Source organism: Brachybacterium avium (assembly GCF_002216795.1).
GTDB classification, from domain to species: Bacteria; Actinomycetota; Actinomycetes; order Actinomycetales; family Dermabacteraceae; genus Brachybacterium; species Brachybacterium avium.
In genome coordinates this window covers 2,255,990-2,279,163 of sequence record NZ_CP022316.1, presented here as the reverse complement: position 1 = coordinate 2,279,163, position 23,174 = coordinate 2,255,990, and the positions used below count along the sequence as shown (strand labels likewise).

General features: G+C 69.3%; 17 protein-coding genes, 2 rRNA genes and 2 pseudogenes. 13 read left to right on the top strand and 8 right to left on the bottom strand.

Annotation, left to right across the window (positions count from 1 at the left end; all coding sequences use genetic code 11):
• Window positions 1-102: 102 nt before the first annotated feature.
• The 4 genes from CFK39_RS10245 to CFK39_RS10230 all read right to left on the bottom strand — a co-directional run bounded on the left by CFK39_RS10245 (window position 103) and on the right by CFK39_RS10230 (window position 7,349).
• A 23S ribosomal RNA gene (locus CFK39_RS10245) occupies window positions 103-3,170 on the bottom strand.
• 377 nt (window positions 3,171-3,547) lie between these two features.
• Window positions 3,548-5,067 (bottom strand): 16S ribosomal RNA (locus CFK39_RS10240).
• The 16S and 23S rRNA genes sit together here, the layout of an rRNA operon.
• Window positions 5,068-5,512: 445 nt before the next feature.
• Window positions 5,513-6,688, bottom strand: a complete 1,176-nt coding sequence (locus CFK39_RS10235; protein WP_089065368.1) for a N5-glutamine methyltransferase family protein — start codon at window positions 6,686-6,688, stop codon at window positions 5,513-5,515.
• Window positions 6,689-6,818: 130 nt separating this feature from the next.
• Entirely contained in the window at window positions 6,819-7,349 is a 531-nt protein-coding gene (locus tag CFK39_RS10230) for a MarR family winged helix-turn-helix transcriptional regulator (RefSeq protein WP_089065367.1), read from the bottom strand.
• A 56-nt stretch (window positions 7,350-7,405) separates the two neighbouring features.
• Between CFK39_RS10230 and idi the strand changes: the two genes are divergently transcribed.
• From idi to CFK39_RS10185, 9 genes and pseudogenes are all read left to right on the top strand, one after another.
• On the top strand, window positions 7,406-7,978 hold the full coding sequence (gene idi / locus CFK39_RS10225) for an isopentenyl-diphosphate Delta-isomerase (protein ID WP_089065366.1): 573 nt from the start codon (window positions 7,406-7,408) through the stop codon (window positions 7,976-7,978).
• A complete protein-coding gene (locus CFK39_RS10220) occupies window positions 7,975-9,114 on the top strand; it encodes a polyprenyl synthetase family protein (RefSeq protein ID WP_089065365.1) in 1,140 nt (379 codons plus the stop codon). The genes idi and CFK39_RS10220 overlap by 4 nt, the downstream gene beginning before the upstream one ends.
• Window positions 9,111-10,703, top strand: a complete 1,593-nt coding sequence (locus CFK39_RS10215; protein WP_089065364.1) for an SDR family oxidoreductase — start codon at window positions 9,111-9,113, stop codon at window positions 10,701-10,703. The genes CFK39_RS10220 and CFK39_RS10215 overlap by 4 nt, the downstream gene beginning before the upstream one ends.
• Complete coding sequence (locus CFK39_RS10210) at window positions 10,700-11,521, top strand: tryptophan-rich sensory protein (protein WP_245822473.1); 822 nt, start codon at window positions 10,700-10,702, stop codon at window positions 11,519-11,521. Before CFK39_RS10215 ends, CFK39_RS10210 begins: the two co-directional genes overlap by 4 nt.
• Window positions 11,518-12,384: a phytoene/squalene synthase family protein gene (locus CFK39_RS10205; RefSeq protein WP_089066391.1), complete on the top strand. Its 867-nt coding sequence runs from the start codon at window positions 11,518-11,520 to the stop codon at window positions 12,382-12,384. Before CFK39_RS10210 ends, CFK39_RS10205 begins: the two co-directional genes overlap by 4 nt.
• A complete protein-coding gene (gene crtI, locus CFK39_RS10200; protein ID WP_089065363.1) occupies window positions 12,381-14,024 on the top strand; it encodes a phytoene desaturase family protein in 1,644 nt (547 codons plus the stop codon). Before CFK39_RS10205 ends, crtI begins: the two co-directional genes overlap by 4 nt.
• On the top strand, window positions 14,021-14,377 hold the full coding sequence (locus CFK39_RS10195; protein WP_157697133.1) for a lycopene cyclase domain-containing protein: 357 nt from the start codon (window positions 14,021-14,023) through the stop codon (window positions 14,375-14,377). Before crtI ends, CFK39_RS10195 begins: the two co-directional genes overlap by 4 nt.
• The gene (locus CFK39_RS10190; protein ID WP_089066390.1) at window positions 14,374-14,682 is read left to right on the top strand and encodes a lycopene cyclase domain-containing protein; all 309 of its coding nucleotides are present in this window, start codon (window positions 14,374-14,376) and stop codon (window positions 14,680-14,682) included. Before CFK39_RS10195 ends, CFK39_RS10190 begins: the two co-directional genes overlap by 4 nt.
• Window positions 14,679-15,562, top strand: a pseudogene (locus tag CFK39_RS10185) (prenyltransferase). Before CFK39_RS10190 ends, CFK39_RS10185 begins: the two are co-directional and overlap by 4 nt.
• A 21-nt stretch (window positions 15,563-15,583) precedes the next feature.
• Here the strand turns inward: CFK39_RS10185 and CFK39_RS10180 are convergent.
• The 3 genes and pseudogenes from CFK39_RS10180 to CFK39_RS10170 form a co-directional block, all read right to left on the bottom strand.
• Window positions 15,584-16,132 (bottom strand): hypothetical protein, encoded by a 549-nt coding sequence (locus CFK39_RS10180; protein ID WP_157697132.1) that lies wholly within the window; start codon window positions 16,130-16,132, stop codon window positions 15,584-15,586.
• Window positions 16,129-16,920 carry a glycosyltransferase family 2 protein gene (locus CFK39_RS10175; RefSeq protein WP_089065362.1) on the bottom strand — a complete coding sequence of 264 codons (792 nt, stop codon included), beginning with the start codon at window positions 16,918-16,920 and terminating at the stop codon, window positions 16,129-16,131. The genes CFK39_RS10180 and CFK39_RS10175 overlap by 4 nt, the downstream gene beginning before the upstream one ends.
• A 125-nt stretch (window positions 16,921-17,045) precedes the next feature.
• A pseudogene (locus tag CFK39_RS10170) lies at window positions 17,046-18,466 on the bottom strand (NupC/NupG family nucleoside CNT transporter).
• 130 nt (window positions 18,467-18,596) lie between these two features.
• Here CFK39_RS10170 and CFK39_RS10165 point away from each other — a divergent pair.
• The 4 genes from CFK39_RS10165 (at window position 18,597) to CFK39_RS10150 (ending at window position 22,270) form a co-directional block, all read left to right on the top strand.
• Window positions 18,597-19,019: an ArsR/SmtB family transcription factor gene (locus CFK39_RS10165; protein ID WP_089065361.1), complete on the top strand. Its 423-nt coding sequence runs from the start codon at window positions 18,597-18,599 to the stop codon at window positions 19,017-19,019.
• 87 nt (window positions 19,020-19,106) lie between these two features.
• Window positions 19,107-20,297: a FecCD family ABC transporter permease gene (locus CFK39_RS10160; RefSeq protein WP_420836203.1), complete on the top strand. Its 1,191-nt coding sequence runs from the start codon at window positions 19,107-19,109 to the stop codon at window positions 20,295-20,297.
• 129 nt (window positions 20,298-20,426) lie between these two features.
• Entirely contained in the window at window positions 20,427-21,446 is a 1,020-nt protein-coding gene (locus CFK39_RS10155; protein WP_089065360.1) for an ABC transporter substrate-binding protein, read from the top strand.
• On the top strand, window positions 21,443-22,270 hold the full coding sequence (locus CFK39_RS10150; protein WP_089065359.1) for an ABC transporter ATP-binding protein: 828 nt from the start codon (window positions 21,443-21,445) through the stop codon (window positions 22,268-22,270). Before CFK39_RS10155 ends, CFK39_RS10150 begins: the two co-directional genes overlap by 4 nt.
• Here the strand turns inward: CFK39_RS10150 and CFK39_RS10145 are convergent.
• Window positions 22,252-23,130, bottom strand: coding sequence for a TolB family protein (locus CFK39_RS10145; protein ID WP_218192253.1), 879 nt, complete (start codon window positions 23,128-23,130; stop codon window positions 22,252-22,254). The two genes, CFK39_RS10150 and CFK39_RS10145, sit on opposite strands and share 19 nt — an antisense overlap.
• Window positions 23,131-23,174 lie beyond the last annotated feature (44 nt).

Sequence of the window (23,174 nt, the reverse complement as noted above, 5' to 3'; positions counted from 1 at the left end):
CCCCACACCCCGAGCAACAAAGCCCGGACTGTCAGGGTTGTTCCCCGAGAACCGCACAGTGGACGCAAACACACACAGCAAACAACCAACACAAAGAAATGTTGTTGTAAGTCATCAGCCATTAGTACCAGTCAGCTCCACACATTGCTGTGCTTCCACACCTGGCCTATCAACCCAGTCATCTACTGGGGGCCTCTCACACCCAAAGGGTGTATGGATATCTCATCTCGAAGCAGGCTTCCCGCTTAGATGCTTTCAGCGGTTATCCCTTCCCGACGTAGCCAACCAGCCATGCCCTTGGCAGAACAACTGGCACACCAGAGGTCAGTCCATCCCGGTCCTCTCGTACTAGGGACAGGACTTCTCAAATATCCAACGCGCGCAGCGGATAGGGACCGAACTGTCTCACGACGTTCTAAACCCAGCTCGCGTACCGCTTTAATAGGCGAACAGCCTAACCCTTGGGACCAACTCCAGCCCCAGGATGCGACGAGCCGACATCGAGGTGCCAAACCATGCCGTCGATATGAGCTCTTGGGCAAGATCAGCCTGTTATCCCCGGGGTACCTTTTATCCGTTGAGCGACACCCATTCCACAATGGAGTGCCGGATCACTAGTTCCTGCTTTCGCACCTGCCCGACATGTCTGTCTCGCAGTCAAGCTCCCTTGTGCACTTACACTCAACACCTGATTGCCAACCAGGCTGAGGGAACCTTTGAGCGCCTCCGTTACTCTTTAGGAGGCAACCGCCCCAGTTAAACTACCCATCAGACACTGTCCCTGATCCGGATCACGGACCGAGGTTAGGAATCCAGAACGACCAGAGTGGTATTTCAACAATGACTCCACACCCACTAGCGTGAATGCTTCCCAGTCTCCCACCTATCCTACACAAGCCGTCCCGAACACCAATATCAAACTATAGTAAAGGTCCCGGGGTCTTTCCGTCCTGCTGCGCGTAACGAGCATCTTTACTCGTAATGCAATTTCGCCGAGTTCGCGGTTGAGACAGTGGAGAAGTCGTTACGCCATTCGTGCAGGTCGGAACTTACCCGACAAGGAATTTCGCTACCTTAGGATGGTTATAGTTACCACCGCCGTTTACTGGGGCTTAAATTCTCAGCTTCGAACTCCGAAGAGCTCTAACCGGTCCTCTTAACCTTCCAGCACCGGGCAGGCGTCAGTCCGTATACAGCGTCTTACGACTTCGCACGGACCTGTGTTTTTAGTAAACAGTCGCTTCTCCCTGGTCTCTGCGGCCCTCACCGCTCTCACGGTTCGGGCCCCCCTTCTCCCGAAGTTACGGGGGCATTTTGCCGAGTTCCTTAACCACGATTCTCTCGAACGCCTCGGTATTCTCTACCTGATCACCTGAGTCGGTTTAGGGTACGGGCGACCGTATTCGTCACGCCGGAACTTTTCTTGGCAGTACAGGATCACTCACCTACGCCCATACGGGATCCCCATCACGTCTCACCCTCATGGCCCCAGCATTACCCGGGGCCGGGCTGCACGCTTAGACGGACTATTCCATTAAGTCCGCGGAAGCTACCTCTCTGCGTCATCCCTCGCGCTGACCTACTACAACCTTGGTTCCCAGCCTCACCACTCTCCACACCCCGAAGGGTATGGGAACAGCTCGGGTGGTTAGCATCGACTGCCTCGGTATGGGTCCTCCTACGATCGGTTCGGGAATATCAACCCGATGTCCATCGACTACGCCTGTCGGCCTCGCCTTAGGTCCCGACTAACCCAGGGCGGATAAACCTGGCCCTGGAACCCTTGATCAATCGGCGGACGGGTTTCTCACCCGTCTTTCGCTACTCATGCCTGCATTCTCACTCGTACAGCCTCCACCACTGGGTTCCCCCGCGGCTTCGCTGGCTGTACGACGCTCCCCTACCCACCCAGACACAAGGTCTGAGTGACACAGCTTCGGCGGTGTGCTTGAGCCCCGCTAAATTGTCGGCGCAGAATCACTTGACCAGTGAGCTATTACGCACTCTTTCAAGGGTGGCTGCTTCTAAGCCAACCTCCTGGTTGTCTCAGCAACTCCACATCCTTTTCCACTTAGCACACGCTTAGGGGCCTTAGCTGATGTTCTGGGCTGTTTCCCTCTCGACTATGAAGCTTATCCCCCACAGTCTCACTGCTGCGCTCTCACGTACCGGCATTCGGAGTTTGGCTAAGGTCAGTAACCCGGTGGGGCCCATCGCCTATCCAGTGCTCTACCTCCGGTACGAAACACGCAACGCTGCACCTAAATGCATTTCGGGGAGAACCAGCTATCACGAAGTTTGATTGGCCTTTCACCCCTATCCACAGGTCATCCCCTCCATTTTCAACTGAAGTGGGTTCGCGCCTCCACGCGGTCTTACCCGCGCTTCACACTGCCCATGGATAGATCACTTCGCTTCGGGTCTAGAGCCGGCGACTGAACGCCCCGTTCAGACTCGCTTTCGCTACGGCTACCCCACACGGGTTAACCTCGCCACCGACCACTAACTCGCAGGCTCATTCTTCAAAAGGCACGCCGTCACCCCTAAAGGCTCCGACGGATTGTAAGCGCACGGTTTCAGGTACTATTTCACTCCCCTCCCGGGGTGCTTTTCACCTTTCCCTCACGGTACTTGTCCGCTATCGGTCAAGAGGTAGTATTCAGGCTTACCAGGTGGTCCTGGCAGATTCACACCGGATTTCACGGGCCCGGTGCTACTCGGGAACAGCATCACGCCATGCAGAAGTTTCGTCTACGGGGGTCACACCCTCTACGCCGTCGCACTCAACACGACTTCGACTACCACTGCACGTACACGTCGGACCGCCGGCAGACGATCCAGATACGTCCCACAACCCCCAACCTGCAACCCCTGCCGGGTATCACACAGACCAGGTTTAGCCTCCTCCGCTTTCGCTCGCCACTACTTACGGAATCACTATTGTTTTCTCTTCCTGCGGGTACTGAGATGTTTCACTTCCCCGCGTTCCCTCCACACTGCCTATACATTCAGCAGCGGGTACCACGACATGACTCGTGGTGGGTTTCCCCATTCGGACATCCTCGGATCACAGTTTGGTTGTCAACTCCCCGAGGCTTAACGCAGACTCCCACGTCCTTCGTCGGCTCCTCTTGCCAAGGCATCCACCGTGCGCCCTTTAAAACTTACGGCAACACAAAGACTCTTTGCGCATTAAAAATTGCTTACAAGATGCTCGCGTCCACTATGCAGTTCTCAAGAAACAACCCCACACCCACACCACCCCAAAAACAGGAAGCAATGCAAGGGAGGACCAGCCACACACCCCACAAAACCCCAGCCACCAGAAGCGACCAGGATAAGGGAGCTGCGTGCAGCCTCACAACCCAATAGCGTGTCTCCACCTCAAACCCACCAGCAATCCCCGTTCCACACCCACAGAAGTGAGCCGTACTAGAAGACAACGCTGGCAAGCGAAGTGCCCATTCATTGATGTTCCACCCTTGAGCAACCACCCCCACCACACTCGGGTGAGAAAATGGCCACCATAATTGGTGATGCTCCTTAGAAAGGAGGTGATCCAGCCGCACCTTCCGGTACGGCTACCTTGTTACGACTTAGTCCCAATCACCGATCCCACCTTCGACAGCTCCCTCACAAGGATGGGCCACTGGCTTCGGGTGTTACCGACTTTCGTGACTTGACGGGCGGTGTGTACAAGGCCCGGGAACGTATTCACCGCAGCGTTGCTGATCTGCGATTACTAGCGACTCCGACTTCATGGGGTCGAGTTGCAGACCCCAATCCGAACTGAGGCCGGCTTTTTGGGATTCGCTCCACCTCACAGTTTCGCAACCCATTGTACCGACCATTGTAGCATGCTTGAAGCCCAAGACATAAGGGGCATGATGATTTGACGTCGTCCCCACCTTCCTCCGAGTTGACCCCGGCAGTCTCCTATGAGTCCCCACCATCACGTGCTGGCAACATAGAACAAGGGTTGCGCTCGTTGCGGGACTTAACCCAACATCTCACGACACGAGCTGACGACAACCATGCACCACCTGTGCACCAGTCCGAAGAAAACCCCATCTCTGGGATCGTCCGGTGCATGTCAAGCCTTGGTAAGGTTCTTCGCGTTGCATCGAATTAATCAGCATGCTCCGCCGCTTGTGCGGGCCCCCGTCAATTCCTTTGAGTTTTAGCCTTGCGGCCGTACTCCCCAGGCGGGGCACTTAATGCGTTAGCTACGACGCGGAGAACGTGGAATGTCCCCCACATCTAGTGCCCAACGTTTACGGCATGGACTACCAGGGTATCTAATCCTGTTCGCTACCCATGCTTTCGCTCCTCAGTGTCAGTAATGGCCCAGAGACCTGCCTTCGCCATCGGTGTTCTTCCTGATATCTGCGCATTTCACCGCTACACCAGGAGTTCCAGTCTCCCCTACCACACTCTAGCCTGCCCGTACCCACCGCACGCCCGAGGTTGAGCCTCGGAGTTTCACGGCAGACGCGACAAGCCACCTACGAGCTCTTTACGCCCAATAATTCCGGACAACGCTTGCGCCCTACGTATTACCGCGGCTGCTGGCACGTAGTTAGCCGGCGCTTCTTCTGCAGGTACCGTCACTTTCGCTTCTTCCCTACTGAAAGGGGTTTACAACCCGAAGGCCGTCATCCCCCACGCGGCGTCGCTGCATCAGGCTTTCGCCCATTGTGCAATATTCCCCACTGCTGCCTCCCGTAGGAGTCTGGGCCGTGTCTCAGTCCCAGTGTGGCCGGTCGCCCTCTCAGGCCGGCTACCCGTCATCGCCTTGGTGAGCCATTACCTCACCAACAAACTGATAGGCCGCGAGTCCATCCTTCACCGATAAATCTTTCCAACCCCCACCATGCGGCAAGAGTTCATATCCGGTATTAGCCACGATTTCCCGAGGTTATCCCGAAGTGAAGGGCAGGTTACTCACGTGTTACTCACCCGTTCGCCACTAATCAGACAGGGCAAGCCCCGTCATCATCGTTCGACTTGCATGTGTTAAGCACGCCGCCAGCGTTCGTCCTGAGCCAGGATCAAACTCTCCATGAAAAAACATGAAAAACAATATCCTGACAAAATAAACAAACAACCAGCAAATTAAACTGCTGTATCATCCGTATAATATTGCCATTCAAACTAAATGGCATCAATAAACAGACACGCTATTGAGATATCAAGCAACACGCGCACTCAGTGCATCGGACCCTTCCGGGCCATCCGCTCCGAGGCAACTCCGCTAACCTACTGCGGCTCAGTTCTCCGAGTCAAATCCGTGCGGTGTGATCCGCGCCGCGATCCCCTCTCGGAAGACCAGTCATGCCTGGCCAGTGAAGGAAACTCGGTCCGGCTCGCTGGCCGTTCCTCGTTCCCGTTGTCCGGGGCACGAGGAGAAACATTACGGGCCCCGCACACCCCCGTCAAGCCAGAACGCCCCTTTCGCGAGTGGCCTCGACCACACCGTGTTTTTCGGGCGTCTGTCGAGGTCAGCCAACGGCTACTCGGCGGTAGTCGCCGCGCTGGCGCCGGAGCGTCGTGCGGAGGGCCGGCTGCCCGCCGGGCGCAGGCGCCAGAGCATGGTCGCCTCCTGGGACCGAGCGGCATGAAGGAGGTCGGCAGGGTCCTTCGCGCGGGGGTGGCGGGGCGCTGTGGACAGGGTGTCGATGACCTCGAGGCCGGCGTCCCGGATCATGCGCCGCAGCTCGTCCCGGCTGCGCAGCTGCAGATGCTCGGCGAGGTCGGAGAGGATCAGCCAGCACTCTCCACCGGGGCGCAGATGGTCTCCGAGTCCTTCGAGGAGGCCGCGCAGCATGCTCGAGGACTCGTCGTAGACGCCCAGCTCCAGGGCCGAGGTGGCCGTGCCCGGCAGCCAGGGCGGGTTGCAGACCACCAGGTCGGCGCGTCCGGGCGGGAAGAGGTCGGCCTCGTTGACGGTGACCCGGTCCTGCAGGCCCAGGCGCTGGAGGTTCTCCCTCGCGCACGCCACGGCGCGGGGGTTCAGGTCCGTGGCGGCCACGTGCGCCGCTCCGCGGCGGGCGAGGACCGCGGCCAGTACGCCGGTACCGGTGCCAAGATCGAAAACCTCCGCACCCCCGTCCACCTCCGGCAACGGGGCCTCGGCGACGAGGTCCACGTATTCCGAGCGCACCGGCGAGAACACCCCGTATCGGGCATGGATGCGTTCACCGAGCGCAGGGATCGGCACCCCCTTCAGCTGCCACTGGTGGGCGCTGAGCACGCCGAGCAGCTCGGGGAGCGAGACGAGCATCGGCTCCTGGCTGTCCCCGTAGGCCTCCCGGCAGGCCTCGGCGACGTCGGGAGCGCGGCGCAGGGCGAGGTGGTGACCGGGGTCGAGGAGCACCACGACGCCGCCCAGCAGCCTGGCCCGTTGTGCCCGCTGCGCTCGATGGTCCCTGAAGAGCTGCGCGATGTCGTTGCTGGGAGGCGGGCTGCGTCGGTCGATCCGGCGCCCGATGGCGGCCAGCAGCTGGCGGGCGCCTGGGTAGTCGCCCCGCCACAGGAGCGTGGTCCCGGAGCGCAAACGGCGCAGTGCCGTATCCGCGGTGAGATCGTCACCCACAGCCTCCAGCCGAGTCGGCGGCGGGGCGCCGTTCTCCGAGTGCCAGCGTGCGATGTGCTCGGTGCCGCGCTCGGCCCAGCGGATCAACGCCATCGAGTTCTCCTCCAGGGTCTCTTCCCGACGATCGCCTCGGGTCGCGATGGGGTCACTCGCCGAGGTCTCCGCTCACGACGGGACGCTCTCGCCCGCGGGCTCCAGTATCCCAGCTCCCGCGGGCCCCTCCTCATTCCTCGGGCGGGGTGAGCTGCCGGGGCGGCGCCTCGGTCTCGAGGTGGTCGGCCATCGCGAGCAGGAAGTCGATCGCCGCTTGCCGGGCCGATGCGGGCACAGCCCGGGCGATCTCGAGCATCTGCTCGTGCATACCGCTGAGCCGCTCCCTGACCTGGGAGTGCGCATGGTCGGTGGCCACCACGATCCGGGAGCGCCCGTCATGGGGATGGGGTGCTCGCTCGAGGTGCCCGGAGGCCGTGAGCCGGTCGAGCAGCTTCGACGTGGAGGCGCCGGAGATCTCCAGCTGCTGAGCGAGCCGCAGCGGGGTGATGGGGTCGTCGGCCAGCTCATGGGCGATGACGCATCTCAGCGCCGCGAGGTCCGTCGTGTTCATGTCCATGCCGGCGCTCATGCGTCGGCGCATCTCGTGGTCCGCGCTGCGGAAGCGGCGGGTCGCGGCGAGCAGTTCGACGGCGCAATCGGCATCGCCGTACCAGTACGGCTGCGCCTCGGTCTCGTCCTCACGCCGTGTGTGCTGGGTCATGCCGGGATGCTACAGTCCATTTGCATAGACAGGCTAACGATCATCCAGGAGTGCTCATGACCGACACCCGTCCTTCCCAGCCTGCCGTGGAGGACCACGTCATCCTCATGGACGCCGACGGGTCCCCCCGCGGGCTGGCTCCGCGCTCCACCGTCCACTCACCACACACCCCGCTCCACCTGGCCTTCTCCTGCTACGCGGTGCGTGAGGACGGTCGCGTGCTGCTCACCCGACGCGCGCTGACCAAGCGCACCTGGCCCGGGGTGTGGACCAACTCCTTCTGCGGCCACCCCCGGCAGGGCGAGACGTCCGCCGAGGCGATCACCCGCCATGCCCGGCACGAACTGGGGATGGCCGTGGCCGCCCCGCAGGAGGCGCTCCCCGATTTCCGCTACCGCGCCGTGGACGCCTCCGGCATCCTCGAGAACGAGATCTGCCCGGTCTTCGTCACGGCTGCCGAGAGCGAGCCCGAGCCGAACCCCGAGGAGGTCATGGACCTGCGCTGGGTCTCCCCCGCCGAACTGGCCTCGCTCGTGGAGCTCTCACCGTGGATACTCAGCCCATGGACGGCCTCCCAGGTCCCGCAGCTGACCGGAGTCCTCGAGCAGTTCCCGGCGGGGACTCCATGACCGCCGCTCACCTGCATGCCGTCGAGGGCGAGATCCGGCGTCTGCTGACCCTCGGTGCGCACCGACCCGGAGCCCTGCCCCTGCCCGACCATCACGATCTGTGGGAGGCCTTCTCCCGGGCCAACGACGGCGGGAAGCGGTTCCGCCCGAACCTGTTGCTGTCCACCCACCGGGCGCTCGGAGGCACTCGCGAGCCCGCCGCGGTCCAGGTGGCCGCGGCGCTCGAGCTGCTGCACACCGCCCTGGTCGTGCAGGACGACGTGATCGACGGCGACCAGGTCCGACGCGGTGTGCCGAGCCTGTCCGGAGGGATCGCCGCCGACGCCCGACGCCGTGGCGCCGGCCCCGCCGACGCGCAGCGGCTGGGCGACGCGGCCGGCATCCTCGCCGGCGACCTGGGGCTGATCGCGGCGATGCGGGCCATCGCCCGCTGCGAGGCCCCCAGCGCCGTCACCGAGCGTCTGCTGGACCTGTTCGAGAGCACCCTGCACGCCACAGCCGCCGGGGAGCTCGCCGACGTGCGCCTCCAGCTGGGGCCCGCGCACGGCTCCGTGGTGCTGCGGGAGGCGCTCGCCGTCGCCGAGCTGAAGACCGCCCTGTACTCCTTCCAGCTGCCGCTGCGGGCCGGCGCGATCCTGGCCGACGCCTCCCCCGAGGTGCTCGCCGCCCTCGACGAGATCGGCAGCCTGCTCGGCATCGGCTTCCAGCTGTTCGACGATCTGCTCGGCGTGTTCGGCGACGAGAGCCGCACCGGCAAGAGCGCACTCGGCGACCTGCGCGAGGGCAAGCGCACCGCCCTCATCGCCCACGCCTCGACCACCGATGCCTGGTCCGCGCTGCAGCCGCTGCTGGGGCGCGAGGACCTCGGCGAGGCGGACGCCCGCCGGGCGAGGGACCTGCTGACCTCCGGCGGCTCGCGCGCCTGGGTCGAGGACCTCGCCCGCTGGCACGTGACCAGCGCGGCGGAGGCGGCGGCGCGCCACGACCTGCCGCCGGACCTCGCCGTCTCGCTCGACCTCGCGACCGCGAAGATCCTCCGTGCAGCGGACCTCACGCTGCCCACGACCGTTCCCACCGACGCGGCGCCGGCCCGGCGCCGCGCAGAACGCCGCTCAGAACAAGGACTCCCCGCATGAGCAGTCCCGCTTCCCGCCCTGACGACGCCCCGCTGGTCCTGGTCACCGGTGCCAGCGGCTACATCGGCGGCCGCCTGGTCCCCGCCCTGCTGGAGGCCGGGCTGCGGGTGCGCGCCATGGCGCGCCACGCCGACCGGCTCGAGGACCGTCCCTGGCGGGACCAGGTCGAGGTGGTCGAGGCCGACGTGGGAGACCCGGCGAGCCTGGATGCCGCGCTCGAGGGGATCGACGTCGCCTACTACCTGATCCACGCCATGGGCGGGGGCCGCAGCTTCGCCGAGCGCGACCGGCAGGGCGCGCAGTCCTTCGCCGACGCCGCGGCGCGCGCCGACGTGCGGCGGATCGTCTACCTCGGCGGCATCCACCCCGAGGGCGTGGAGCTCTCGGCGCACATGGCCTCCCGCAAGGAGGTCGGGGACATCATGCTGGCCGGCCCGGTCCCTGCCGTGGTGCTGCGAGCGGCGGTGATCCTCGGCTCCGGCAGCGCCTCCTTCGAGATCATGCGCCACCTCGCCGAGCGGCTCCCGGTGATGATCGCCCCGCAGTGGGTGCGCAACCGGATCCAGCCGACTGCCGTGCGCGACGTGCTCCACTATCTCGTCGCGGCGGCCCGGCTCGAGGGCGCCCCGAACCGCACCTTCGACGTCGGCGGCCCGGACGTGCTGACCTTCGCCGAGCTGCTGCACGCCTACGCCCGCGCCGCGGGCCTCCCCCGACGGCCCATCCGGACGGTACCGGTGCTGACCCCGCGCCTGGCCAGCCATTGGATCGGTCTGGTCACCCCGGTGCCCACCGGGATCGCCCGCCCGCTGGTCGAGTCGCTCATCCACGAGTCCGTGGCCGCAGAGCACGATCTGCGCGATCTCGTGCCCGCCCCCGAGGGAGGCCTGACCGGGGTGGATCGCGCGATCGAGCTGGCTCTGACCCGCATCCGCGAGCTCGACGTCGCGACCGCCTGGCACTCCGCGACACCCGCCGGAGCGCCGTCCGCCCCACTGCCCGAGGATCCGGACTGGTCCGGCGGGATCGTGCGCGGCGACCAGCGCGAGCGCCGCGTCGACGCCTCCGCCGAGACCCTGTGGGACGTGATCGAGGGCATCGGCGGCCGGCGCGGCTGGTACTCCTGGCGCCTGGGCTGGATCGCGCGCGGGCTGATGGACCGCTTCGTCGGCGGGCCCGGGCTGCGGCGCGGCCGCCGCCACCCCGACCGGCTCGTCGTCGGCGACGCGCTGGACTGGTGGCGGGTCGAGCGCATCGAGGACGGTCGCCTGCTGCGCCTGCGCGCCGAGATGCGGCTGCCCGGACAGGCCTGGCTCGAGCTGGCGGTGGAACCCACCGACGACAGGCGCGCGATCCTCCACCAGCGCGCGATCTACCATCCCCGCGGGCTGCTCGGGGACCTCTACTGGTGGGCCGTCTGGCCCTTCCATGGGATCGTCTTCGGCGGCATGCAGCGCAACATCGCTCGCGCCGCGGAGACCGCCGCGCCCGGCTACGGCCGGGACCGGCCGACTCCCCACGACGCCGCCACGACGTCCGGCGTCTCCCGCTCGCCCGACGACCCCGATGCTCCCGGAGGGACCGCATGACCCGCTCCTCCCGTCCCCTCGTCCGTCATCTCGCCGTGAGCGTGAGCTTCCTGCTGGCGATGGTCGGCACCGCGATCGGCGTCGGCGCCTTCGGCGGTGATCCGATCGACGAGGCCGCCGGTGGTCTGCTCGCCGCCGACGCCACCCACCTCGCCCCCGCCGGTTCGGCCTTCATGATCTGGTCGGTCATCTATGTCGGCCTCGGTGCCTTCACGCTGTGGCAGTGGTGGGACCGGCGCGATGCACGCCGCATCGCCCCGCAGGCGATCGCCTCGCTGCTGCTGAACGCCGCATGGATCCTCACCATCCAGGCCGGCTGGGTCGCGCTCAGCGTGGTGGTGATCGTGCTGCTGCTGGCGGTTCTCGCGGATCTCTTCCGCCGCCTCACGGCCGTGCCGCCCGGCGGCGGGCTCGAGCGGATCGTCGTGGACGGCACCTTCGGGCTGTACCTCGGCTGGGTCAGCGTCGCGACCTGTGCGAACATCGCCGCCGCACTCACGGGCGCCGGGTTCTCGGGCTTCGGCGTCCCCTCGCTGCTGGCCGTAGCGGTGCTCGCGGTGGTGGCGGTGATCGGTGTCGCGCTGACCGTCGCCGGTCGCCGCCCGGTCGCCGCGCCGCTGGCGATGATCTGGGGGCTGGCCTGGATCGCCGTCGGCCGCGCGACGGACGAGCCCCACGCCCCTGCCGTCGCGATCGCGGCCGGGGTCGCCGCCGCCGTGATCGCCCTCGCCGCCGCCGCGCAGTGGGTCCTGCCCCACCGCCGCGGGGCCGCGGCCACGACGCGCACGGCGCCGGCGACGGCGGGGAGGGCCCGGTGACGGCGCGCAGCGCGGCACACGCCGCGACCACCCGCTACGACCGGGTCGCCCAGCGCAGCGCCGGCTGCGTGATCGCCGGCTACTCCACGTCCTTCGGCTGGGCGACCCGGCTGCTCGACGAGCCGGTGCGCACCCACGTGCGCAGCATCTATGCCCTGGTCCGCATCGCCGACGAGACGGTCGACGACCCCGACCCGACGTTCCCCGCCGCCGAGCGGTCCCGGCTGCTGGACGACCTCGCCGCCGAGACGGCGCGCGCCGTCGCCGGTGCCCGGTCCACCAACCTCGTGGTGCAGGCCTTCGCCCTCACCGCGCGACGCTGCGGCATCGGCCCCGCCCTCATCGACCCCTTCTTCGCCTCCATGCGCGCGGACCTCGACGTCTCCGCGCACGACGACGCGAGCCTGGCGGAGTACGTGCACGGCTCCGCCGAGGTGGTGGGGCTGATGTGCCTGCGCGTCTTCCTGGACGGGGACGACGCCGCCTGTGCGCGGCTCGCCCCGGCGGCGAGCGCCCTCGGCGCCGCCTTCCAGAAGGTGAACTTCCTGCGCGACCTCGCCGAGGACCACGACGAGCTGGGCCGCACCTACTTCCCGGGCCTGGACGTCGAGGACTTCGGCGATCTCGAGCGCGACCGCCTGCTCGACGACATCGATGCCGACCTCGCCCATGCGGCGACGGCGATACCGCACCTGCCCGTCTCCAGCCGCCGCGCTGTGGCCGCCGCCCACGGCTTCTACGGCGCTCTCTCGCGCCGGCTGCGCGCCACCCCGGCCCAGCAGATCCGCCGCTCCCGGGTGCGGGTCCCCGACCACGAGAAAGCAGTGATCATGGCCCGTGCCGTGCTCGGGGCCCGCCGATGAGCGCCCGCCCCACCCCGACGGCCCAGGGCTCGAGCGCCCCGGTCCGGACCGCCGTGGTGATCGGCGGCGGGATCTCCGGCCTCGCCACCGCCGCGCTGCTGGCCCACGACGGCTGCCGGGTGGAGCTGGTCGAGGCGCGCGAGCAGCTCGGCGGCCGGGCCGGCAGCTGGGAGCAGGACGGATTCCGCTTCGACACCGGCCCCTCCTGGTACCTGATGCCCGAGGTGTTCGACCACTTCTTCCGCCTGCTCGGCACCTCCGCCGCCGAGCAGCTGGACCTCGCGGGGCTGGACCCCGGCTACCGGGTGTTCTTCGAGGACCACCAGGAGCCGGTGGACGTCCACGCCTCCGTGGCCAAGAACGCGACCGCCTTCGAGGCGATCGAGCCGGGCGCCGGGCGAGCCCTGGACCAGTACCTCGACTCCGCCCAGCACACCTACGAGATGGCGCTGGAGCACTTCCTCTACTCCTCGTTCACCCGCCGCCGCGAGCTGCTGACCGCGCCGCTGATCGCCCGGGCTCCGCAGCTGCTGCAGCTGCTCCTCGAGCCGCTCGAGCGCTTCGTGGGCCGCCGGTTCCAGGACCCGCGGCTGCGCCAGATCCTCGGCTACCCGGCCGTGTTCCTGGGCTCCTCCCCCGATCGCACTCCGAGCATGTACCACCTGATGAGCGCCATGGACCTCACCGGTGGGGTGCTCTACCCCCAGGGCGGGTTCGCCCGGCTGATCGAGGTGATCGCCCGGCTCGCCGAGCGCGAGGGCGTGCACCTGCGCACCGGCACCCGCGCCACGCGGATCCTCACCACCCCGCAGCCGGGCCGGCGCCGCCCCCGGGCGGTCGGCGTCGAGATCCAGGAGGCCGACGGGACCGTGCACGAGCTGCCCGCCGACGTGGTCGTCGCGACCGCCGATCTCCACCACGTGGAGACCACGATGCTGCCCCCGGCGCTGCAGACCTACCCGCAGCGCTGGTGGGAGCGGGCCACCTCCGGCCCGGGCGCCGTGCTGCTCATGCTGGGGGTGGAGGGGCCGCTGCCGCAGCTGGCCCACCACAGCCTGTTCTTCACCCGGGACTGGGGCGAGAACTTCGGGGCGATCCGCCAGGGGCGCGTCCCCTCCCCGGCCTCGCTCTACGTGTGCCGGCCCTCGGCGACCGATCCCTCGGTCGCCCCGTCCGGGCAGGAGAACCTGTTCGTGCTGGTCCCGATGCCGGCCGAGCCCGGCCTGGGGCACGGCGGGGTCGACGGGACGGGATCGGCGGAGGTCGAGGCGATCGCCGACGAGGCCCTCGCACAGATCGCCGCCTGGGCAGGGATCCCTGACCTGGCCGAGCGAGTGGTGGTGCGCCGCACCGTCGGCCCGGAGGAGTTCGCCACCGATCTGCGCACCTGGAAGGGCGGCATGCTCGGCCCGGCGCACACCCTGCGCCAGAGCGCGTTCCTGCGCGCCGGGAACACCTCGCGGAAGGTCGACTCCCTGCTCTACGCGGGCTCCAGCACGATCCCGGGGATCGGCCTGCCGATGTGTCTGATCAGCGCTGAGCTGGTCGCCAAGCGACTGCGCGGCGACCACTCCGCCTCCCCGCTGCCGGAGCCTGCCTCTGAATCGGCGCGCCCCGCCCAGAGCGGAGCGGAGGCATGACCTCGCTGGTGTACCTCCTCGCGCTGCTGATCCCGCTGGTGTGCATGGGCCTGCTGGATCGGCGCTTCCGCCTGGTGCTGTGGCGCGCGCCCCGGCGCGCGGTGATCGTGCTGGCGGCGGGGATCGGGCTGTTCCTGCTCTGGGACCTCGCCGCGATCGCCGCCGGCCACTACCGGATGGGGGCGAGCCCGTGGATGACCGGGATCCTGCTGGGCCGCGAGCTCCCCCTCGAGGAGCTGGTGTTCATCACCTTCCTCAGCTACCACGCCCTGGTGCTGTGGGGGCTGGTGGACCTGCTGCTGAGGCGGGCCCGCCGCCGGACGAGCTCCGTCATCCGGGAGGAGGCACGATGAGCTACGCCGCCCTGGCCGGACTGTTCCTGCTGGTGCCCCTCGTGGTGCTGCTGCTCGCCGCGGTGCTGCGCCGTCCCGGACGCCGCTGGTGGCTGACCACCGCGGTGACGATCGCGGTGCTGCTGGTGCTCACCGTCGTGTTCGACACGGTGATGATCGCTGCGGACCTGTTCCGCTTCGCCGAGAGCGACCTGCTGGGCATCAGGATCGGCCTGGCACCGCTGGAGGACCTGGCCTGGCCGCTGGCCGCCGGGCTGCTGCTGCCCTCGCTGTGGCTGCTGCTGACCCCGCAGGAGGAAGAATGACCGCTGTGAGCACTGCACCCCGTGCGGCGGCCCAGCTGCTGGGCACCTCGCGCCCGCTGAGCTGGGTCAACACCGCCTATCCCTTCGCCGCCGCCTACCTGCTGGCCGGGGCGGCGTCGATGCCGCCCTGGTGGTGGGCACGCTGTTCTTCCTCGTCCCGTACAACCTGCTGATGTACGGGGTCAACGACGTCTTCGACCACGAATCCGATCTGCGCAATCCCCGCAAGGGCGGGGTCGAGGGCATCGTGCTGGACCGGCGCATGCACCGCCTCACGCTGTGGTCGGCCGCGCTGACGACGCTGCCCTTCGCGGTGGCGCTGCTGGCGATGGGCAGCGCGGTCTCGGCACTGGTGCTGCTGGTGGTGCTCGCGGCCGTGGTCGGGTACTCCGCCCCGGGGCTGCGGCTCAAGGAGCGCCCGGTGCTGGACTCGGTGACCTCCTCCACCCACTTCATGGGCCCGGCCGCGTTCGGGCTGGCCCTCGCCGGAGCCCCGCTGGGGCTGACCGCAGCGGCGGCGCTGGTGGCGTTCTTCCTATGGGGGATGGCCTCGCACGCCTTCGGCGCAGTCCAGGACGTCCAGCCCGACCGGGACGCCGGAATCGGCTCGATCGCCACGGTGATCGGTGCGGCGCGCACGGTGCGGCTGTCGCTGGTCCTCTACGCCGCCGCCGGGGCGGTGATGCTGCTGACCGGGTGGCCGGCCGCCCTCGCCGGGCTGCTGACTCTGCCCTACATCGTGAGCATCTGGCCGTTCCGCGCGCTCAGCGACGACCGGGCCGAACAGGCGAACCGCGGCTGGCGGCGCTTCCTGTGGCTGAACCTGGTGACGGGGTTCCTGCTCACCCAGCTGCTGATCGTGATCGCGCTGATGCGCTGATGGGCGCAGGCGCGGAGCTGCTCACCGGGCGGGCCGCGCGCGTCGTCGCTCGGCACGACCGGTGCGATGCCACAGCAGCGCCGCCGCCGCGGCGCCGGTGACGCCCGCGGCGATGTCGAGCGCGGTATCCGCCGGTGCCACATAGATGGAGGAGTCCACCCAGCGCGCCCCCGCGGACTCCATCAGCTCCCACACCACCGCCAGCACGGCCCCGGTCACGACGATGGCCCGGGGCGAGGGCACCCCGCGGCGGACCACGTGCGCGACCAGGACCGCCAGCACCCCGGTCACGGTGACGTGCACCGGGATATCCCACCAGGGGAACCGCTCGAAGAGCAGGAGGAACGAGCTCACGGCGGCGATCATGCAGGCCGCCGAGACCGCGGCCTCCCAGCAGATCGGCAGGCGGTGGCGCCAGGCCACCACCTGGGCGAGTGCGACCAGCATCGCCACCGCGACCTCCACCCACATCTGGAACGCGGCGAACCCGAGGGCGAGGCCCAGCCCCGACCACCGCATCAGAAGCAGCGCGAGCAGCCGGACGACGCGACGCGGCGCCGGACCGCTCACGCCGCGCCCCCGTTCGCCCGCCGCCACCGTCGCGAGACCGTCGCCGGCGCGAGCCGCGCCGCCCAGCGCTCCCAGGGCCGCTGTCGGCGCCAGTTGCGCCGCAGGGTGCTGATCGCCCGCTGCCAGCGCAACCGGCCGTCCCGACGGAACCGCAGAGCGCGCGGAGACATCCCCACCCGCGCCGCAAGGGACAGCCGCACCTGCTCGGTGGGCCCGACCTGGAAGGACAGATCCATGTCGTCGTGCACGTCGCAGCGGCGGGAGACGCCCCCGCTCACCCGGGACCACCAGGACCTCCGCATGGACATGGTGGTGCCGAAGGCGGGCAGATGCCCCAGGGCGGCACTCATCGTCAGCATGTACGTGCCCAGATAGAGAGCCGCCAGCACCGCCCCGAACGGGCAGGGCATCCGGAAATGGGCCGGGCCCGTGACGATCACACTGGATGCGCCGTGCCGGGCGTGCGCGTCCTGGTGGGCGGCGACCCAGCCGGGCGCGGGTCGGCTGTCCGCATCGCATCTCAGGATCACCTCGCCCCGAGCGGCGTCGTATCCCGCCGCGGCGGCCGCCGGGATCCCGGGCTCCGCCTCCACGACGACCCGGCAGCCTCCCGCCCGCGCCACCTCCGCACTGTCGTCCCGGGATCCGTTGTCGACCACGATGATCTCCAGCGGAGCCCGCGACTGCCTCCTGAGGGCCGCCAGCAGGCCCTCGAGCTCGCGGGCGTCGTCCCGCACCGGGACGACGACGGAGCAGCTCGGCAGGGTCGACGGCAGGACGGATCCCATGGGGGATGACGGTACGCGTGCACCCTGCCTACCGCGACCGACGCGCTCGAGCAGCCGCGCCCGGATCTGCGATTCCAGCCTCAGCGGCCTCAGTCCTTCCTGCGTGACGGGTCAGGCATCCGCGGTCAGCCGATCATGATCCCGGCGATGGTGGCGCTCATGAGGTTCGCGAGGGTGCCGGCGAGGATCGCCTTCAGCCCCAGCTGCGCGATCTCGGAACGCCGCTCGGGGCGATGCCGCCGAGCCCGCCCAGCAGGATCCCCAGGGAGCTGAGGTTCGCGAAGCCGGTCAGCGCGAAGCTCGTGATGGCGGCGGTCTTCGGGCTGAAGCTGTCGATCTGCGGGGCGAAGTCGGAGAAGGCCACGAACTCGTTGACGACCACCTTCTGGCCCACGAAGCTGCCGGCGGCGACGGCCTCGTCCCAGGGCACCCCGATCATCGCCATGATCGGGGCGAACAGCCAGCCCAGGATCTGCTCGAAGGTCAGATCGCCGGCGCCGAACCAGCCGCCGACGAGCCCGATCAGCAGGTTGATCAGAGCGATCAGCGAGATGAAGGCGAGCAGCATCGCGCCGACGTTCAGAGCCAGCCTGAGCCCGTCGGCCGCACCGCCGGCGGCGGCGTCGATGACGTTCGCGTAACCGGTGTCCGTCTCCTCCTCGTCGCGGTCCGGGGTGTCGCGGTCCGTGGCATCGCGGTCCGGGGTGTCACGGTCCGGGGCGTCGCGGTCCGGGGCGTCGCGGTCCGGGGCGGGGTTCTCCGGCGCGCTCTCCCCGTCGGCGGTGGTGGCGGTCGCGGCGCCGGTCCCTGCCCCGTCGGCCGACCGCGCGGAGCGTCCGCGGCTGTGGGCCGTGACGAGCTCGGCCTCCCGCGCGACGGCGTCCGGGTCGTTCTCCGGCACCAGGATCTTGGCCATCAGCAGCGCCCCCGGCGCCGCCATGAAGCTCGCGGCGATGAGGTACTCCAGCGGTGCGCCCAGCAGTGAGTAGCCCACCAGCACGGAGCCGGCGACGGTGGAGAGGCCGCCCACCATCACCGCGAACAGGCCGGAGCGGGACAGGCCCTTGACGTAGGGGCGGATCACCAGCGGCGCCTCGGTCTGGCCCACGAAGATGTTCGCGGCGGCGTTGACGGACTCGCCGTAGCTGGTGCCGAGGGCCTTGCCCAGCGCCCCGCCGAGCCACTGGACCACCTTCGGCAGGATCTTCCAGTGGTAGAGCACTGCGGTCAGCGAGGCGAAGAAGACGATGACCGGCAGCACCTGGAGCGCGAAGATGCTGCCCTCGCCCTCCTTCGGCAGCAGCGGCCCGAACAGGAAGGAGATGCCCTCGCTCGAGGTGTCGATGACGGCCTGGAAACCGGCGGAGGCCTTCTCGAGCACCCACTGGCCCGGTCCCCAGTACAGGACGATCACCCCCAGGCCGAGCTGGATCGCGAACGCGCCGATCACGGTGCGCGGCCGGATCGCCCCGCGATCGCTGGACAGCGCGACGGCGATGAGCAGCAGCCCGGCCATCCCACCGATGCCCCAGAGCAGGTCGATCATCACGCTCACCTCATAGCGGATCAGGAAGACGACGATGTCATGCGGGCCAGTCTAGGGACGGCGCGCGGGAAGAGCCGCACAGATGAGCGGCGGGGGCCGATGAGCCGCGCTCCCCGGCTACGGTGATTCCATGGATCGAGACCGGCCCCTGCACGTGCGCGCCTCCGCCGAGGAGGTCACCGACCAGGCACTGGTGGCCGAGCTGCGGGACCTGCTCGCGCAGGCCGACGGGGTGGAGGAGCTCGCAGACCGCATGGCCCTGCTCTCGGACCCGCGGCGCCTGCGGATCCTGTTCTGCCTGCACGCCCACCCCGGGGTGCGCAGCTCGGACCTCGCCAGCGCGATCGATGCACACGAGTCGACCACCTCGCACGCCCTCGCGCTGCTGCGGGAGGCCGGCTGGATCCGGGCACGTAGAGCCGGCCGCGAAGTCCGGTACGAGCTGGCCGACGGGACGATCCACGAGCTGCTGCACGATCTCGGATCCCCGCATCTGCCCGGGGTCCATCACCCGGGCGAGCACGAGCCGGCCCCGCCACCCGCTCCCCTCTGAGCCGGCCACCGGCAACCACCGGCACGCTCGTCTCCCGACTCCCGAGATACTTGTACATTCGTGCAAGTGATCGGAGAGGAGGAGGCCGTGGCCGCCACGCACAGCCCCTCCGCGCCGTCGACCGCTGCCGGGACGGGGGCCGCTGAGTCGTCGGCTGCTGAGCCGACGCCTGCTGCGCCGTCGGTTGCTGCGCCGTCGATATCACCGCCCGCCGCAGCACCCCACGATCCCCTCGGTCTGCGCGCCCGCGCCCGCCGCAGCGATCTGCTCCTCACCGTGCTCGGCGGCGCCCTCGCCCTCACCCTCCTGCTGTGCGTGGGCATCGGCCCGGTGCCGCTCTCGCCCGCGCTCACTCTGCAGGTCATCGCTCACCATCTCGGACTGCCGGTCGCCATGCCCGCCGACCCGGCGGCCGAGGCGATCATCTGGTCCGTCCGGGTGCCGCGGGTGCTGATGGGCGCGGCGGTCGGGGCCTGCCTCGCGATCAGCGGCGCGGCGCTGCAGGCGATGGTGCGGAACCTGCTGGCCGATCCGTACATCCTCGGTGTCTCCGGCGGCGCCTCGACCGGCGCGGCGGCGGCGATCCTCTTCGGCGTGGGTGCGGCGCTGGGCGAGTACGCGCAGTCGGTGCTGGCCTTCGTCGGGGCGCTCGCGGCGGCGCTGCTGGTGTTCGTGATCGCGCGAAGCAACGGGCGCGTCACCTCACTGCGGCTGCTGCTGTCCGGGGTGGCGGTCGGCTACGCGCTCTCGGCGGCGACCAGTCTGCTGATCTTCTCCTCCGACTCCGCGGAGGGCTCGCGCTCGGTGATGTTCTGGATGCTGGGCTCGCTCTCGCTGGGCCAGTGGAACGCCTTCCTGCTGATCGCGCTGGCAGCCGGTCTGCTCGGCACCGCGGTGCTCACCGCGCGCGCCCCGCTGCTGGACGCCCTCGCCGCCGGGGACGGCATCGCGCACGGCCTGGGCATCTCCCCGGACCGGGCGCGCATCGGTCTGCTGGTGGTGGTCTCACTGTGCACCGCGGCGGCCGTCGCCGGGGCCGGGGCGATCGGTTTCGTGGGTCTGGTGGTCCCGCATCTGGCCCGGCGCCTGGTGGGCTCCCGCCACCGGGTGACGATCCCGGCGAGCGCGCTGCTGGGGGCCGGTTTCCTGGTGTGGGCCGACGTCGTCGCCCGGCTGGTGATGGCGCCGCGGGAGCTGCCCATCGGGGTGATCACCGCAGCCGTCGGCGCTCCGTTCCTGCTGATCCTCATCCGCCGGATGCAGGCGCGGGAGGGGTGAGCCCGGTCCCTCCTCCCGCCCCCTTCCCCCCGGCACGTCGTCCGCAGCCCGCAGCACGCAGGCCGCCGCCCCGACGCCCCCGGCCCGCTCCCCTCCGCTCCCGTCCGCCGCCTCCCGAAGGGACCACCCATGACCTCCTCCCCCACCCGCCGCACCATGATGGTCTCCCTCGTCGGGGCCCTCGGCCTCGCAGCGACCGCGTGCACCGCGTCCGACGACGGGGCGCCGGAGGCCGGCGGAGGTGAAGAGGCCGCCGCGGGCTTCCCCCTGACCCTCACCGACTGCGACGCCGAGGTGGTCCTGCCGGCGGCGCCCGAGCGGGTGGTGCTCCTGGACAGCGCGCCCGTGACCACGCTCGACGGGCTCGGGGTGCTGGACCGGGTCGTGGCCCGGGCCGGCTCCTTCCCCGAGGGCTACTACGACGCGGACCTCGCCGGCCGGCTCGAGGCGATCCCGGTGCTCTCCGAGGACATCGACACCAGCGGGCACCTGCAGATCAGCCAGGAGGTGGTGATCGCGCAGCGTCCGGACCTGGTGCTGGGCCTGCCCGACGGCGTCACCCGCGAGGGGATGCGGGCGGCGGGCGCCGAGGTGCTGATGCCGCGCTCGTACTGCGGCGGCCTCGACCAGCGGGCGACCTTCACCATGCTCTTCGCGGAGATCACCGCCCACGGCGCCGTGTTCGACCGCACTGACCGGGCAGAGGTCCTGGTCGGGACGCTGCAGGAGCGCATCGACACGGTCGCGTCCCTCTCCCCTGCGGCGCGCACCGCGGCGGTGCTGTACCCGAGCGTCGGCGGTGGACCGCTGTACGCCTACGGCGCACTCTCGATGGCGACCGCGCAGCTGGACGCGCTCGGGATCCAGAACGTCTTCGCCGACACCGCGCAACGAGTCTTCGAGAGCGGGACCGAACCGCTGCTCGCCTCCGACCCCGATCTCCTCATCGTGCTGCACCAGGGCACCGTCCCGGTGGACGAGCTGCTGGGCGAGGTCCTCGGCGACGGCCGGCTCGCCTCGCTGCGCGCAGCACGGGACGGCGCGGTGCTGCCGCTGCTGTTCAACTTCACCGAGCCCGCCTCGCCGCTGATCGTCGACGGGCTCGAACGGATCGGCGACTGGCTGAGCGAGCGGGAGCAGGAGCGATGAGCGAGGTGGTGCTGGAGGCGCGCGGCCTCACCCACCGCTTCGGGGCCCTCGAGGTGCTGCACGGCGTGGACCTGGTCGCCCATCGCCACGAGGTGGTGGGGCTGGTGGGCCCCAACGGCAGCGGGAAGACCACCGCGCTGCGGATCCTGCACCGGGATCTGGTGCCCGATGCCGGGCAGGTGCGGCTCGAGGGCCGGGATCTGGCGTCGCTGTCGGGACGTGAGCGGGCGCGCCGCCTCGCAGTGATGGCGCAGGAGAGCCCGGGCGAGCTGCCGATCACTGCGGCCGATGCGGTGATGCTGGGCCGCCTGCCCCACCGGGGCCTCTTCGGCGCCACCACCGGCCGGGACGAGCGCATCGCCGCGGAGGCCCTGGAGCTGGCCGGCGCCGCGCACCTGGCCCGCCAGGACCTCACCACCCTCTCCGGCGGCGAGCGCCAGCGGGTGCTGATCGCCCGGGCCCTCGCCCAGCAGCCGCGCCTGCTGCTGCTCGACGAGCCGACCAACCATCTCGACATCGGCGCCCAGCATCACACCCTCCAGCTGATGCGGTCCCAGCGCCTGACCACGATCGTGGTGCTGCACGATCTGAACCTCGCCGCGCGCTACTGCGACCGGGTGGTGGTGCTGGCAGGCGGACGGGTCCGCGCCGACGGGCCGCCGTCCGAGGTGCTGGAGGAGGCGCTGGTCGGAGAGATGTACGCGGTGGCGGCGGACCGCCGCATCGCCGCCGACGGGACCGCGCAGCTCCTGTTCCGGGGCCGGCGGGCCTCACCGCGCGCCCACCGCGCCGACGGCGCCGGCGCTCACTCCGTCCAGGGGTAGTCCACGTAGGCGAGGCGGCGCGAGTCCGGGGCCCAGCTGTTCACATTCATCGTGCCCTGCCCGCCGCGCAGCCGCACCAGGTCGCGGGCCTCGGAACCGTCGGCTGCGCACAGCCGCAGGAGCACCTCGCGGTCGGCGGGGTGCCCCTGTGTGCCGGGTGGGAAGCTGACGTAGGCGAGCCGTCCGCCGTCCGGGGAGGGGTGCGGGAACCAGTTCACCCGCTCGTCGTGGGTGAGCTGCTCCCTGCCGGTGCCGTCGGGGCGCATCCGGAAGAGCTGCGCGTGGCCGGCCGCGGTCCCGCCCCGCTCGGAGTTGATGTACAGCCAGCTGCCGTCCGGGGAGTACTCCGGACCGTCGTCGGGGAACTCGTCGTCGGTCAGCGCCGTCGCCTCGCCCCCGGCGGCGGGGATCGTGACGATGCCCGGCGCGAGCCAGGACCCGTCGGGACGCCGCCGCACCCCGGTGCAGGCGAGGGTCGTGCCGTCGGGGCTGACCCCGTGCAGGAAGTGCAGGTATCCGTCGTCCTCGGTGATCCGGGTGGCGGTGCCGCCGGAGAGCGGGGCGCGGTGGACCTGGCCGTCATCCGCCGAGACGTACACGTGCTCGCCGTCGGGATCGAGCACATGGTCGTTGTTCAGCGGGGCCATGGCACCGAGATCGAGGCGCTGCGGCCGGCCGCCGTCGACGGCGAGCTCGAACAGATGCCCGTCCCCGTTGAGGATCAGCGTCCTCCCGTCGAGCGTCCAGTTCGGCGCCTCGTACAGCACGGTCGAGGATTCGTGGAGGATCCGATCCTCGCCGGTGTCGACGTCGAGCACATGGATCCGGCAGCGCTGGCCGGGGGCGAGGGTGCGGGGCACGGGGCGTCCTTTTCGTCGCGGGGTGCAGGGATCCATCCTGCCGT

Coding starts and splice junctions, on each gene's coding strand:
- CFK39_RS10190 (WP_089066390.1), top strand. CDS start 14,374: ATGAGCTACGCCGCCCTGGCCGGACTGTTCCTGCTGGTGCCCCTCGTG.
- crtI (WP_089065363.1), top strand. CDS start 12,381: ATGAGCGCCCGCCCCACCCCGACGGCCCAGGGCTCGAGCGCCCCGGTC.
- CFK39_RS10155 (WP_089065360.1), top strand. CDS start 20,427: ATGACCTCCTCCCCCACCCGCCGCACCATGATGGTCTCCCTCGTCGGG.
- CFK39_RS10195 (WP_157697133.1), top strand. CDS start 14,021: ATGACCTCGCTGGTGTACCTCCTCGCGCTGCTGATCCCGCTGGTGTGC.
- CFK39_RS10175 (WP_089065362.1), bottom strand. CDS start 16,920: ATGGGATCCGTCCTGCCGTCGACCCTGCCGAGCTGCTCCGTCGTCGTC.
- CFK39_RS10220 (WP_089065365.1), top strand. CDS start 7,975: ATGACCGCCGCTCACCTGCATGCCGTCGAGGGCGAGATCCGGCGTCTG.
- CFK39_RS10165 (WP_089065361.1), top strand. CDS start 18,597: ATGGATCGAGACCGGCCCCTGCACGTGCGCGCCTCCGCCGAGGAGGTC.
- CFK39_RS10235 (WP_089065368.1), bottom strand. CDS start 6,688: ATGGCGTTGATCCGCTGGGCCGAGCGCGGCACCGAGCACATCGCACGC.
- idi (WP_089065366.1), top strand. CDS start 7,406: ATGACCGACACCCGTCCTTCCCAGCCTGCCGTGGAGGACCACGTCATC.
- CFK39_RS10230 (WP_089065367.1), bottom strand. CDS start 7,349: ATGACCCAGCACACACGGCGTGAGGACGAGACCGAGGCGCAGCCGTAC.
- CFK39_RS10215 (WP_089065364.1), top strand. CDS start 9,111: ATGAGCAGTCCCGCTTCCCGCCCTGACGACGCCCCGCTGGTCCTGGTC.
- CFK39_RS10210 (WP_245822473.1), top strand. CDS start 10,700: ATGACCCGCTCCTCCCGTCCCCTCGTCCGTCATCTCGCCGTGAGCGTG.
- CFK39_RS10150 (WP_089065359.1), top strand. CDS start 21,443: ATGAGCGAGGTGGTGCTGGAGGCGCGCGGCCTCACCCACCGCTTCGGG.